This is a genomic window from Micromonospora sp. CNZ322 (assembly GCF_007827755.1).
The window spans coordinates 1-12,199 of sequence record NZ_VITD01000006.1; the positions used below are offsets into that span (position 1 = coordinate 1).

13 protein-coding genes are annotated in these 12,199 nt (G+C 69.6%); 3 read left to right on the plus strand and 10 right to left on the minus strand.

What is annotated here, in order from left to right; genetic code table 11:
* Positions 1-150: 150 nt before the first annotated feature.
* The 5 genes from FB453_RS15945 to FB453_RS15965 form a co-directional block, all read right to left on the minus strand.
* Positions 151-1,461: a radical SAM protein gene (locus tag FB453_RS15945; RefSeq protein ID WP_145791100.1), complete on the minus strand. Its 1,311-nt coding sequence runs from the start codon at positions 1,459-1,461 to the stop codon at positions 151-153.
* Between the two features lie 61 nt (positions 1,462-1,522).
* On the minus strand, positions 1,523-1,927 hold the full coding sequence (gene sodN, locus FB453_RS15950) for a superoxide dismutase, Ni (RefSeq protein ID WP_145791102.1): 405 nt from the start codon (positions 1,925-1,927) through the stop codon (positions 1,523-1,525).
* Positions 1,928-2,031: 104 nt separating this feature from the next.
* Entirely contained in the window at positions 2,032-2,844 is an 813-nt protein-coding gene (locus FB453_RS15955; RefSeq protein ID WP_145791104.1) for an inositol monophosphatase family protein, read from the minus strand.
* Positions 2,845-2,911: 67 nt separating this feature from the next.
* A complete protein-coding gene (locus FB453_RS15960) occupies positions 2,912-3,427 on the minus strand; it encodes a hypothetical protein (protein ID WP_145791106.1) in 516 nt (171 codons plus the stop codon).
* Between the two features lie 117 nt (positions 3,428-3,544).
* Entirely contained in the window at positions 3,545-3,991 is a 447-nt protein-coding gene (locus FB453_RS15965; protein ID WP_112677142.1) for an iron chaperone, read from the minus strand.
* 209 nt (positions 3,992-4,200) lie between these two features.
* Here FB453_RS15965 and FB453_RS15970 point away from each other — a divergent pair, with 209 nt between their 5' ends.
* Together FB453_RS15970 and FB453_RS15975 are read left to right on the plus strand one after the other, a co-directional pair.
* Positions 4,201-4,962, plus strand: a complete 762-nt coding sequence (locus tag FB453_RS15970) for a GNAT family N-acetyltransferase (RefSeq protein WP_145791108.1) — start codon at positions 4,201-4,203, stop codon at positions 4,960-4,962.
* 43 nt (positions 4,963-5,005) lie between these two features.
* Complete coding sequence (locus FB453_RS15975; RefSeq protein WP_145791110.1) at positions 5,006-5,725, plus strand: tetratricopeptide repeat protein; 720 nt, start codon at positions 5,006-5,008, stop codon at positions 5,723-5,725.
* Here FB453_RS15975 and FB453_RS15980 read toward each other — a convergent pair.
* Genes FB453_RS15980 through FB453_RS15990 form a run of 3 tightly spaced genes read right to left on the minus strand, consistent with a single transcriptional unit; the run spans position 5,722 to position 8,536 of the window.
* A complete protein-coding gene (locus FB453_RS15980; RefSeq protein WP_145791112.1) occupies positions 5,722-6,438 on the minus strand; it encodes an NAD(P)-binding domain-containing protein in 717 nt (238 codons plus the stop codon). The two genes, FB453_RS15975 and FB453_RS15980, sit on opposite strands and share 4 nt — an antisense overlap.
* 27 nt (positions 6,439-6,465) lie before the next feature.
* A complete protein-coding gene (locus FB453_RS15985; protein WP_091401095.1) occupies positions 6,466-7,494 on the minus strand; it encodes an LLM class flavin-dependent oxidoreductase in 1,029 nt (342 codons plus the stop codon).
* The gene (locus FB453_RS15990) at positions 7,487-8,536 is read right to left on the minus strand and encodes an LLM class flavin-dependent oxidoreductase (protein ID WP_145791114.1); all 1,050 of its coding nucleotides are present in this window, start codon (positions 8,534-8,536) and stop codon (positions 7,487-7,489) included. The genes FB453_RS15985 and FB453_RS15990 overlap by 8 nt, the downstream gene beginning before the upstream one ends.
* Positions 8,537-8,643: 107 nt before the next feature.
* Here FB453_RS15990 and FB453_RS15995 point away from each other — a divergent pair, with 107 nt between their 5' ends.
* Positions 8,644-9,135 (plus strand): MarR family transcriptional regulator, encoded by a 492-nt coding sequence (locus FB453_RS15995; protein WP_145791116.1) that lies wholly within the window; start codon positions 8,644-8,646, stop codon positions 9,133-9,135.
* Between the two features lie 16 nt (positions 9,136-9,151).
* On the opposite strand, the gene FB453_RS16000 is transcribed toward FB453_RS15995, so the two are convergent.
* Both FB453_RS16000 and FB453_RS16005 read right to left on the minus strand, forming a co-directional pair.
* Positions 9,152-11,530: a DUF4132 domain-containing protein gene (locus tag FB453_RS16000; RefSeq protein WP_145791118.1), complete on the minus strand. Its 2,379-nt coding sequence runs from the start codon at positions 11,528-11,530 to the stop codon at positions 9,152-9,154.
* Positions 11,531-11,585: 55 nt separating this feature from the next.
* Entirely contained in the window at positions 11,586-11,978 is a 393-nt protein-coding gene (locus FB453_RS16005) for a hypothetical protein (protein ID WP_091401103.1), read from the minus strand.
* Between the last annotated feature and the right edge of the window lie 221 nt (positions 11,979-12,199).

The window sequence follows — 12,199 nt, forward strand, 5'->3', positions numbered from 1 at the left end:
TCGACAAGCCAGAACCTAGGCAGGACAACGGCGTGCGCCATAAACGACGCGCCCAACCACCCACAGACACGTCACAAGACCCATATTTATGCCTCTGAGGTATACCGCTCATCGGCGGAACCACCGGGGCGGGCCAGCCGAGCGGGCCCGTCACGATTCCGTGGACGGCAGGGTGTCCATGAAGGAGCTGACCGAGAAGACCGCTCGCCCGGGCCCGGCGGGGCCGTACCCGGGCGGGCTGGACAGGCCGTGGGCGTCCATGGTCGCCCGATAGGCCTCCAGCAGGCGGACGTGGTATTCGAGCGGCGCGCCCTGCGGGTTCGTCCGGCCCAGCGGTGTGGTGGGCTCCGGACACCAGGTGGTGAACCGGGGCGTGATCCCCCGGGACATGAAGTAGTCAAGCCCCTCGGTGGTGGAGGCGATCGCCTCGTCGACGCTCGTGAAGCCGTGCGGGGCGGCCATCTCGACGCCCGCCACGAAGTTCGGGATCACGTTGCGCGGGCCGAAAACCTCGGCGGAGTCGAGGATGCGCCGGTGCCACTCCTCCCGGCCGACGTACCGCTCCTTGCCCGGGCAGTACAACTCGAACAGCCGCTTGTCCCACACCTCGTAGTTGGGGTGGTAGATGCGGATCCCGTAGTCGTGGAACCGCTGCACATCGGCTCGGGGCAGCGCCTGGGCCACGACCTTGCCGATCCACCGTCCGGGAAACCGCTCCTCGATCGCCTGCGCGTACCGGCCGTAGAAGTCGGCCTCGGCCAGCCCGTTGACCTGCGAGGTGATGCTGCCACCGGTCAGCGTGTACGCCTGCGACGCGCGGTCGACGTCGTGCCGGTTGATGATCTCCAGGGCCTCGAGGACCTCGTCGACGGGCTTGACCCCGGTGTAGGGCCGGCCGGCCTGCTTGTGCTGCCGCCAGTTGTGGTTGATGTCGCAGTACTGGCACTCCTCCTTGGCCCCGAAGTACTGGCAGACCCGGAACGCGGTGAGGTAGATGAGGTAGCCCCACTGGATCGTCGGGGCGACCTCCATCACCGACTTGCCGTTGGCGAGCGTGTGGCGGTAGTACGCCGGCATGGGGGGCAGCCCGACATCGGCGATCGGCCGTCCGTCCAGGAACAGGCGCAGTCGACCGTCGCTGTCGGTGCCGACGCGGTACGGCGAGCTGGGGTTGGTGCGGACCGAAACGACGGTACGACGCAGCTCGTACGGACCCCCGGTGAGCACGATCTCCTCCGGTGGCCGGCGCAGCGCCGCCGTCCCCAACTCCGGCAGCGTCCGGTGATCGAAGGAGAAGATGAAGTACGACTTCGGCTTGACGTCGCCGTGCTCGTTGTCGGTCAGTGCCGCGTCGTCGAAGGCGAGCCCGCCCCGCAGCAGGTCCTCCTTGAGGACCGCCTCCCGCGGCACGTGTGGAAAACGGCCCATCAACTCTTCGACGAGGTCGGTGCGCGACGTCATGCGGTTCCTCCCGAACGCGGTACGCCGAACCGGGTGGCCGGTGCCACCCGGTGCCGGCTGATCAGCTCTGCTTGGTCTCCCAGAAGATCTTCGAGATCTCCTCGATCTTGCCGAGGAGCTGCTCGGCGACCGCCGGGTCCGCGGCGCCCTTCGCGCCGCCGGCACCTGCCAGCTTGGTCGCCTCGTTGAAGAGGCTGTGCAGCTGGGGGTACTTCTCGAAGTGCGGCTGCTTGAAGTAGTCGGTCCACAGGACCCAGAGGTGGTGCTTCACCAGCTCGGCCCGCTGCTCCTTGATGAGCAGCGCGCGGGTGCGAAACTCCGGGTCGTCGCTGGCCTGGTACTTCTCGGAGATCGCCTTGATCGACTCGGCCTCGATGCGGGCCTGCGCGGGGTCGTAAACGCCGCAGGGCAGATCGCAGTGCGCGCTCGCGACGGTACGGGGGCGGAGAAGGCGGGACAGGAACATCGGAATCCCTTCGACGGTGGTCGTTCAGCTGACGTACGTACGTCCGGGCGCGGCGGCCCTGACGTGATCATCTAGGGACGCTAGAACCTCAACCGCACTTCATGTCAAGGCCGAGTCGATCGCGAGCCCTGTTTCCGGATGAGCGTCAGCAGGGCGGCGTGCGTCCGCTCGTCCGCTGCCGCGACGAGACCGTCCCCACCAGCGTGCAGCGGCTGGCCGTCGAGCCCGGTGACCACGCAGCCGGCCGCCTGGCAGAGCGCGATTCCGGCCGCGAAGTGGACGCTGTTGCGCAGGTCGTGGCGGTCCGTCACATAGGCGGCGCGGCGACCGGCGGCCACCCAGGCCACGGCGAGGCTGGTGGAGACCACCCGGGGCCGGAACCGTTCTTGGAAGCCCTCGTCGGCGAGCATGCGGGCGGCCAGGAAGACGTCCCGGTTGGGGAAGGGCGGGTCGAGGTTGAGGTCGACCAGCGTCGACTCGGCCGACGGGAACAGTCGCTCGTCCGTCCCCGCACCCCGGACGTACGCGGCGGTGCCGTCGGTCCAGAACACCTCATCGGCGAACGGGTCCGCCGAGGCCGCCACTGTGACGTCCGGCCCGGTGCGCAGGGCGACGTTGACCGAGGCCAGCATGGTCCGCGCGGCAAAGTTCAACGTGCCGCACAGCGGGTCGACCAGCCAGGTGCGTCCATTGTCGCCCGTACCCGTGCGCCCGCTCTCCTCGGCCACCACGGCGTCGTCCGGACGCGCCGTGCGTATGACGTCGAGGATGGCCTGCTCGGCCTCGACGTCGGCGGCGGTGGCGAAGTCGCCGCCGGTCTTCATGACGCGCGTCAGTGTGGAGCCGTACCGGGAGCGGACAACTGCGGCTCCAGCTTCCGCCGCCTCGACAACCAGCGCATGGTCTGTGATCGACATGCACGAACCATAGGAGCTGTGGGCGACGTCGATGACGGCCCGTACCGGGGCGTGGGCGCCGGGCGGGTCACTCCGACAGTTCGATGATCGGTGGTTGACTGACAACCGCCGTCATGATCATGGGAGCGTCGCCGTCACACTGGTTGACCGAGACCGCGATCCACCGACCCTCGGTCACCGTCGGCCCCCAGACCGCCAGGTCGCCGTAACAGTCCAGGTCGCAGAGCGACTGGAACAGCGCCGGCATGGGTTCACCGGCCTGATCCCGAAACAGCGGCACCCGCATGGAGACCTTGCGGTGCGCGCCCCACCTCTGGTCCAACTCCGCTACGACCAGGGCAAGGTTCGCCTCGGCGGCATCCTCGGCCTCGTTCCATTCGGGACCGTACACACCCGTCAGGGCTTCGCTCTCCCAGAGCGGGACGATCCGAAAGCCCTCGCCGCGGGTGCCCGTCCACTCACCGGTGACCGGGTCCCCCTCGCTGACCGGCGCACCGCCCGTGGGCAGGTCCGCGGCGAGCAACGACTCGACGTCGGACAGCGCCCGACCGGTGTCGAACACCTCACCGGCCCGGCCGGTCATCGGGGGACCCGTCGTACCGCCGGCGGCCCATACCGCATCGTCCGCACCACCTGTCTCCGTCGGCTCCGGCCCTCGATCATCGCACCGGGAGCGAGCCAACGAGGGGGCGGGCATCGGTCAGGAGACCGCCGTCTGCACCAGCTCGGTGATCTTCTTCTCCACGGCCGGGCTCCACTGCTGCAACGCGTACGCCACCGGCCAGAGGTCCCCGTCGTCCAGGTTGGCCGGGTCCTGGAAGCCCAGTGTCGAGTACCGGTAGTTGAACTTGCCGGAGTCCTGGAAGAAGACGATGATCTTGCCGTCCTCGTTCGCGTAGGCGGGCATCCCGTACCAGGTCTTCGGGGTCAGGCCCGGGGCGGCGGCGGTCACCGTCACGTGCACCCGCTCGGCGAGCGCGCGGTCCTCCGGCTCCATCTGCGCGATCCGGTCGAGGACCGCTTGCAGCCCGTCCGCCTTCTTGGCGCCCTTCTTGCCCTCGGCGCGCAGCTCGTCGGCGCGCTCCTTCATCGCGGCCCGCTCCTCGGGGCTGAAGCCGTCGGACACGGTAGTGGTCTTCGCGGACATTCTCGGGCTCCCTCTCGTCGTTCAGGTCGGCGTGCTGCCGTTCACCTGGGGAAAGGCTAGGCCGCTCGGGCTCTGTCGGGCTTCTCGATTCCTGATCGGTTCGAAGCCGGACAGCACGTGGCGGTCCTCGTACCCGTGATTTGCCGGTCAGCGTGATCGGTGGCTAGGTTGTCGACCGAAGCAGAACGACCGGTCTAGGGAGTCCCGTCATGAACATCACCGCCGATCGGATGGCGGCGGCGTACTTCGACGCCTTCGAGGCGCTGTGCACTGTGACTCCGAAGGGCGGGTACGCCGAGCGGGGCACCGCCCGCGCGGGGGTGACCCAGGCCGGTGTCGCGACGCTCAACGCGGCCTACGACAGGTCCACCGAGCCCGACCTCGGGTCGCTCGACGAGATGGCGACCCAGGTCGGCCGGCAGGCAGCGCACTGGTCGATCATCGTGAGGGGCGAGGCGGACGACCAGGTCGCTGACCTCGCGGCCCGGCACGGCCTCCTCGAACGCGCCGAGCTGCCCCTGCTGGCCTGCGCGGCGGACGACCTCACCTTCCGTGCCGGCTCGGCGGAGCGCCCCTCGGTGCGTCAGGTCGGCGCCGCCGAGAACGACCTCTACACCGACGCCCTCACCCGGAGCTTCGAGGTTCCCGAGGGCCTCTTCGGATCGCTGATGGGTGGTGCGGTGCTCGACGCCGACCCCATCACCGGCTACCTGGCCGAGGAGTCCGGCCGACCCGTCGGCACCGGGCTCGGGATGCGGACCTCGGGGGTGGTCGGCGTGTTCAACATCGCCGTCGTTCCGTCCGCCCGGGGTCGTGGCCTGGGCCGGGTGATCACCGAGACGGTTCTGCGGGACGGCATCGCGGCCGGCGCGGACGCCGCCTACCTGCACACCAGCGTGATGGGTCGACCACTCTACGAGTCGATGGGCTTCACTCTCGTGGAGACCTGGACCATGTTCCACGCGCGGTGACGGACGATTTCGACCGGGCGCGTCAGTGATGGGGGAGAGGGCCATGACCTTCAGTGAGAGCGTGCGCTCGGCGTTTCGCCGAGGCGAGACCGACGCCGTGGTGCGGATGAGCGAGGCCGAGATCGAGCGGGCCCAGGCGGTCGATGACCTGGCGGGCGAGGTGGAGGCCCGGTACAGCCTCGCCCGGGTCGCCATTCGCGGCGGTGACCTGCCGGGGGGAGAGGCACGAGCCCGGGAGGCTCTCGCGGTGGCGCTGCGCTCCGGCGACCGGGCCCTGGAGGAACGACCGAGGCACGTGCTGGCCGGCGTGGCGAGGATGTCCGGTGACCTGCTCCGCGCTCGGGACCTGTACCGGGAGAGCATCGCGCTCAACGAGGCGCTCGGCCAACCCAAGACGGTCAACTCCGAATTCCACAACCTCGCGTTCTGTGAGTTGGGGCTGGGCAACCTGGACGTGGCCCGAACGCTGTTCGCCGAGAACCGCGAGCGGGTGTTCCACAACGGCTGGGTCGACTTCGTGCCGTACGTCTGCGTCGCCGGCGCCGCGCTCGCGACCGCCGAAGGGGACCACTCCCGCGCGGCCAGGATGATCGGTGTTGCCGATGCCGCGTTCGCGGCACTCGGCCAGGTGCCGGACCCGGACGACGCGGCGGACCTCGCCAGGATGCGCGCCGCCGCGACCGAGGCGCTGGGCCCGAGCGACTTCGACGAGCAGTACGCCGCAGGCCAGCACCTCGAACCGCGGGCGGCGTTCGACGCCTAGGCCGCCTCGGGCGAGGTCGAGGCTCGGGCGGCGGTGATGACCCGTCCCCGCTCCGACTCTCCGAAGCGGTCGAGCATGGCGCGTACCTCGTCGGCGCTCACGTTGGCGCCGAACAACTCGCTGCCCGGTTCGAGTCGTACCCCCTCGGCCAACGGGCCGGCGACGACCGGGTCGAAGCCGAGCGCGTCCACCAGGGCCGCGACCTCGGTGAGGTCGGCGTTGTCGTCGCCGGCGATCGCGATGGCCTTGCGGCCGGTCGCCCCCGCCGGCCGGGCCTCGTCCTCCAGGTCGTGATAGCCCATGTGGTTGAACGCCTTCACGACGCGTGAGCCGGACAGGAACGCCTGGACGGTCTCGCTCGACGAGGTACGCGGGTTGGTGAGGTCGTCGCGGATGCCGTCGATCTCCCACCAGTAGTTCATGGCATCGACGACCAGCTTGCCGCGCAACGCCTCGGCGGGAACGCCGCGGTACTTGCCCAGGGGCAGGGCGAGGATGACGACGTCGGCGTCGGCCGCCGCGTCGACCGCCGTGGTGGCCTCCGCCCCCGGGGCGAGGACCTCGACGGTGAGGGCGATCTTCGCCGGGTCGCCGGAGCCGGCCACCCGTACCCGGTAGCCGGCGGCGACGGCGAGCCGGGCGAGCACCGTGCCCACCTTGCCGGCCCCGAGGATGCCGAGGGTCGCCGGCCGGCTCCGGTCGTTGTCGTTCATGTCGTCCTCTCGCTTGAGAAGTGCTGATCAGGCCAGCAGTTCGCGGACCATGGGGATCACCTTCGAGCCGTAGAGTTCCACGGCGCGCATCCGGGCACTGGCCGGCTGCGCTCCGGCCGAGTAGATGAGGTCGAACCGGCCGACGCCGAGGCTGCGGATCGCACGGGCCATCCGGCGGGCCACCGTCTCCGGTGAACCGATGTAGAGGGAGCCGTTCTCCACCTCGGAGTCGAACTCCTGACGGCGGATCGGGGGCCAACCCCGCAGTTTGCCGATCCGGTCTCGCATGATCCGGTAGTGCGGCCAGTAGATCTCCTTGGCCTGCTCGTCGGTGTCGGCGATGAAGCCCGGCGAGTGCATGCCGACCGGGTGCGCGGTCGTACCGAGCTGATCGGCCGCCCGGCGGTACAGGTCGATGTAGGGCGCGAAGCGCTCGGGGGCGCCGCCGATGATGGCGAGCATGAGTGGCAGCCCGTACTGGGCGGTGCGGACGACCGACTGCGGCGAGCCACCCACACCGACCCAGGTGTCCAGGTGACCCGATTCGGTCTTCGGGAACACGTCGGCGTTCTCCAGCGGGGCACGCAGGGTGCCGCTCCAGGTGACCGGCTTCTCGTCCAGCAACTTGACGAACAGTTCGATCTTCTCCTCGAACAGCGTGTCGTAGTCGCGCAGGTCGTAACCGAAGAGCGGAAACGACTCGGTGAACGAGCCGCGACCGAGGATGACCTCGGCTCGGCCGTTCGACAGCGCGTCCACTGTGGCGAAGCGCTGGAACACCCGTACCGGGTCGTCCGAACTCAGCACCGTCACGCCGGAGGCCAACCGGATCCGCGAGGTGCGGGTGGCGATTCCGGCCAGCACCGTCTCCGGCGTGGAGACCGAATACTCCGGCCGGTGGTGCTCGCCCAGGGCGATGACGTCGACCCCGAGTTGGTCGGCGAGCACGGCCTCATCGACGACCTGCCGGATCGCCGCCGCGTGAGAGACGAGCTTGCCGGCGTCGTCCTGCGGTACGTCGCCGAAGGTGTCCAGGCCGAACAGCAGATCAGACATGGTTGGGCTCCTTAGCCAGCAGCTCCCGGACCCGCGGCGCGACCTCACTGCCCAGCAGTTGGATGGTGCGCGCGCGTGCCTCGCGGGGCAGGTGCATGATGTCGTACTTCAGGTCGAAGCGGCTCAGTCGCAGGTCGCGAGCGACAGTGGCGATCTTCTGCGCCACCGTCTCGGGCGAACCGACGAAAAGCGCCCCGTGGTCGATCTCGGCCTCGTAGCGCGCACGGTCCGGCTTGTAGAAGCCGCGTTCGGCGGCCAGGGCCGCCACGACCGGCTGCCAGTATCGCCACCACGTCTCCACCGCCTCCTCGTCGGTGTCTGCGACAAGGCCGAGTGAGTGCTGCCCGATTGGCTGCAGGGTATGCCCGAATTGTTCGAGCGCCCTGGTGTAGAGGTCGACGTGGCCGGCGAAGCGCTGGGGGCGCCCGCCGATGATCGCGAGCATGAGCGGAAGTCCGTGCCGGGCGGCGCGGATGACCGAATTTGGGCTTCCCCCGACACCGATCCAGGTCGGGATGCCGCCCGGCTGCATCCGTGGGTGCAGCCGCTGCGCGGTCAGTGCGGTTCGTACCGTGCCGGACCAGGTGACCGGTTCATCCTGCTGAAGCCGCAGGAAGAGGTCGAGCTTCTCCTCGAACAACCGCTCGTAGTCGGCCAGGTCGTAACCGAACAGCGGAAACGACTCGGTAGCGGAGGCGCGGCCGAGGACAATCTGGGCACGGCCGTCGGAGACGGCGTCGAGGGTGGAGAACTCGTGGTAGAGCCGTACCGGGTCGTTGGTGCTGAGCACGGTGACCGAGGTGCCGAGGCGAATTCGCTCGGTTGCCGTCGCGGCCGCGGCCAGCAGCACGGGTGTGGCCGAGTCGTTGTGGCCCTCGCGGTAGTGCTCACCGACGCTGAACACGTCGAGTCCGGCCGACTCGGCGAGCCGTGCCTCGTCCACGAGTAGCCGTACGGTCTCGGCGTCGCTCAGAACCCGGTCGCCGTCGGTGGCCACCTCCCCGAACGAGTTGAGCCCCAGCTCGAAGTCTGCAGCTGCCATCGTCTCCTCCTCGTGCAATCCGCCGGCGACCCGCGGGAGCGGACCTACCGGTTGACATGTCAATGATGTAACTTGGCGATTGACACGTCAATTCCCGGGAGAGTGAGATGACGGAGGCCACACCCGGCCGGCGGGGCGGACGCCAGCTCCCGACCGCCGACGAGCTGCGAATCTGGCGGGACTTCATCGAGACGACGGCAGCGCTCGGCTCCCGGCTCGAGTCCCGACTCCAGGGCGACTCCTCGCTCTCGACCGGGGACTACTCAGTGCTCCTCGCCCTCAGCGAGGCGGAGGGCCAGGCGATGCGCTCGTCCGCACTCGCCTCGCACATCGGGTGGGAGCGGAGCCGGCTCTCCCACCACCTCGGGCGGATGGAGCGGCGCGGCCTGATCCGCCGCCAGGAGTGCGCCACGGTTCCCCGCGGTGCGGAGGTGCTGCTCACGACGGCCGGCGCCGAGGCGTTCAGGGGAGCCACCTTTCCCCACCTGCGCGCCATCCGGGAGCTATTCGTCGACGCGCTCACCCCGGATCAGATCGTCGCGGCGGGCGAGATCGCCACGGCGCTGCGAGCGCAGCTCGACGTCCTGGGGAAGGACTGATCACTGGGCTTCCCGGTCATCTGGCGAGCTGCCCGAGCACCGTGGTGTCGGTGATCGTGTCGTCGGCGGCCAGCATGAACGCCTTGGACAGGATCGTCGACAACATGGGGTCATCGTCGAAGGGCAGGTGCAGCCGGCCCGTGCGGTCGCGTGCCGCGACGATGCAGAGATAGGCGTCGTCGGGCTCCATCATGATGTTGCCGGACCCGAGGTGGATCCGGTAACTGCGGATGGTGCCGCGGACGTGTAGGTACCGCTCGGAGAGGCGCACCCGATCGGCGATGTTCGTGCGGGGCAGCAGCCGAGCCAGTGCGTCCTTGCGCACCTGCGCCGACGGGGTCAGCTCCGCGATGGCCGTGCTGTGCCAGTAGGCGTGGAAGCGATCCTCGCCGCGATCGGCCCACTGCGGGTCACTGGCGATCGAGGTGACGCCGACGAACAGGTCCACGTCCCGCATGGCCTCGCTGAACACCAGCGGTGGCACGTCGACGACCGGCGTCGGTTGCCAGGTCGCGCCGTCGCGACGGGCGAAGCGGACCTGGTCGGTGGAGCAGAACTCGACGTCGTAGCGGCGTTCATCAGTGTTGGCGACCAGTTGGTGGTGGAACGACGCCCGCCACATACCACCGCCGAAGGGCTTGGTGGCTTCGCTCTCGTAGCCGCCGTCCCAGGTGCCGAGGTATCCGGCCTGCCAGCCCCGGGCGCGGACGAGCGCGTTCGCCTGCCGGTAGCGCAGGATGTGGGCGGCGAACCGGTTGGAATAGGTGTGCGTCCGCTCCTCGGCGGGCGTGAGCAGGTAGACCTCTCGGAATGCCTGCTTGAACGGCTGCGTCAGACCGGTGGCGAGGACGTGCTCCCGCCAGGCGAGGACCTCGTCCGTCGTCGCGCGAACGGGATGCCAGAGCCTGACCTGATCCCCCGGGGCGGCCCGACCCTCCAGGTCGGCGATCGTCCAACCGTCGCTGTCGCGTCGGGGCAGGCCCGCCGTCCACCGGTGGCCGTCGCTGCTGGTCTCCCACACCAACCGCCGCCCGTAGGTCGCGGTGATCGGGTGTTCGAGGTATCGGGCCGACCAGTCCGAGTACGACCAGGTGCGCTCCTCGGACAGCAGCCCCTCCACCCGCTGGCGCTCGCCGGACAGCGTCGCGCCAACGCTCTTGACGAGGTCACGCAGTTGCTGGAGTTCGCCACCGTACGTCTGCTTCACCGCGGCCGGAACGCCCTTGAGCGGGACGCCGTCACGCGAGAAGGTCAGGCGCGCCTTTTCGCCGATCACCTCGACCGCCGCCTCGTACGGCCCGACCGCTGTGCACAGTCGACCGTCGGGGGCGAGCCCGTGGTCGTCGACGGCGAGCTCCATCACCTCGTTGAGCGACCAACCGCGCAGCGCCCCAAGGTTGGCCAGTGCGGTCTGGACACGGCTCTGCACCGCCTTGTTCCGGACCGTGACCGCCAGCCTCGCCAGCGTGCGTACCGGCGCCTCGCCGTCGCGTCCCGCGAGCAGCTGAATGGCCGCCACCGCCGTCTTCTGGGCATGGGGGAAGCCCGGCGACTGTCGCGCCGCCGCCGCCGCGGTGGCGGTGACCCGCGCCAACAGGTCCGTCGCCCGCTCGTCCGGCTGGCGCGACAACGCCCAGACCAGGCCGCGCAGAAGGCGGTCGGTGTCGTCGTGCAGGGGCAGACCGTAGGCGGCGAATGCTTCCAGGATCGATTGCACGGCCCCGGTGCCGTCCGGCGCGGTGGCGAGGATGTCGTCGACGCGGCGCTGCCACTTCGCTGGCGCTGTCGGCTTCTCCAACGAGGCGCAGTGCGCCAGCAACTCCGGCACGCCCGGCGCGGCGAGGACGACACCCAGCTCGGCGCGGGCGAGCGGCCCGAACCCGTCTCCGTCGTGGAGCAGCCAGGACGGCACACTCCGGCCGGTAGCACGATCGAGGCCCGCGCCGATCAGGAGGACGGCGCGTCGTCGAGGCTCCGCTGCGACGAAATGGTCACCGACCAGTTCGCTGACGAGGGCGTCGAGGGCCGGCACCAGGTCGGCCAACTCGGCCGGCGCCAGGCGCGCGGCGACCACGGCCGGCAACTCCAGGTGTGCCCCGTTGTCATAGGACTCGCCGCGCGCGCAGACCTCCAGGCACCAGACGAGATCCTCCCGCGTCCAGGGCAGGTCGCCGTCGGCGAGGCTCCGCACCACATCGTTGAGCGCGGTGGGAGTCGAACTGGTCGCCGACTCCAGGTGCATGGCCAGGGCGGCGCTACGGCGCAGCTCGACGGGCCACGTCTCGACAGCGCTCCACTCCGGCACGTTGGTCACCGAGAACCGCCAGTGGTAACTGCTGGCGGCGTGCAGGACGGCCCTGATTCGAGCGTCCGCCTCGGTAAGACCGAGTTCCACCCGACGTCGGTCCGCATCGGTCAAGACGGGTAGGAGCGCTGCCCAGTCGGCCATGTCAGCCACCCACCAGCGGGACGAGCCGTACGAACGCCACGTCCGGGTCGGCCAGCAGGTCGATCTCCTCGTCGAGGTCCTCGATCTGGCGGTGCCCGACGAGCAGCAGGAAACCGTTGCGGGCGAAGGCCTTACAGGCGGCATCCGCCTGCTGCTCCCAGTCGAGCCGCCTGCCCGAGGTGACCCGGTAGCCGTTCAGGGTGGCCTCCGTGTCGGTTGGCTGAACCAACCCCCGGAAGTGCTCGGACTGTTGGGCGTTGAACCGGGCAACCTCCTCGCGGACGCGTAGCCGGACCAGCTCCCGAGCGGAGATGCGCTCCGGCAGCCCGGTCAACGGCCAGTGGTCGATGGCCTTCCCTGTCGCTGTCTCGTCCCGAACGATCGCCGTGGCCATGCCGCCATGCTCCTTGCTGTGAGGTGAGCGCGATCATGGCACGGGCGTCTGACGCGATGGAGTAGCGCCGCATCCGGCCACCACCTCATCCATGACAATTAGTGATCGGTCAATTGCTAAGGGCTATGCCCGGGTGGTCCAATCCTCCAGGAACCCGCCAATCCGCCGGCCCTGGCTGAGACGGCGACGGCTGCCGCCCCGGGAGGTACGACATGTTCGAG

What these genes read in the sequence shown, in the direction of transcription:
- FB453_RS15945 (WP_145791100.1), bottom strand. Translation starts at nt 1,461, where the DNA reads ATGACGTCGCGCACCGACCTCGTCGAAGAGTTGATGGGCCGTTTTCCA.
- sodN (WP_145791102.1), bottom strand. Translation starts at nt 1,927, where the DNA reads ATGTTCCTGTCCCGCCTTCTCCGCCCCCGTACCGTCGCGAGCGCGCAC.
- FB453_RS15955 (WP_145791104.1), bottom strand. Translation starts at nt 2,844, where the DNA reads ATGTCGATCACAGACCATGCGCTGGTTGTCGAGGCGGCGGAAGCTGGA.
- FB453_RS15960 (WP_145791106.1), bottom strand. Translation starts at nt 3,427, where the DNA reads ATGACCGGCCGGGCCGGTGAGGTGTTCGACACCGGTCGGGCGCTGTCC.
- FB453_RS15965 (WP_112677142.1), bottom strand. Translation starts at nt 3,991, where the DNA reads ATGTCCGCGAAGACCACTACCGTGTCCGACGGCTTCAGCCCCGAGGAG.
- FB453_RS15970 (WP_145791108.1), top strand. Translation starts at nt 4,201, where the DNA reads ATGAACATCACCGCCGATCGGATGGCGGCGGCGTACTTCGACGCCTTC.
- FB453_RS15975 (WP_145791110.1), top strand. Translation starts at nt 5,006, where the DNA reads ATGACCTTCAGTGAGAGCGTGCGCTCGGCGTTTCGCCGAGGCGAGACC.
- FB453_RS15980 (WP_145791112.1), bottom strand. Translation starts at nt 6,438, where the DNA reads ATGAACGACAACGACCGGAGCCGGCCGGCGACCCTCGGCATCCTCGGG.
- FB453_RS15985 (WP_091401095.1), bottom strand. Translation starts at nt 7,494, where the DNA reads ATGTCTGATCTGCTGTTCGGCCTGGACACCTTCGGCGACGTACCGCAG.
- FB453_RS15990 (WP_145791114.1), bottom strand. Translation starts at nt 8,536, where the DNA reads ATGGCAGCTGCAGACTTCGAGCTGGGGCTCAACTCGTTCGGGGAGGTG.
- FB453_RS15995 (WP_145791116.1), top strand. Translation starts at nt 8,644, where the DNA reads ATGACGGAGGCCACACCCGGCCGGCGGGGCGGACGCCAGCTCCCGACC.
- FB453_RS16005 (WP_091401103.1), bottom strand. Translation starts at nt 11,978, where the DNA reads ATGGCCACGGCGATCGTTCGGGACGAGACAGCGACAGGGAAGGCCATC.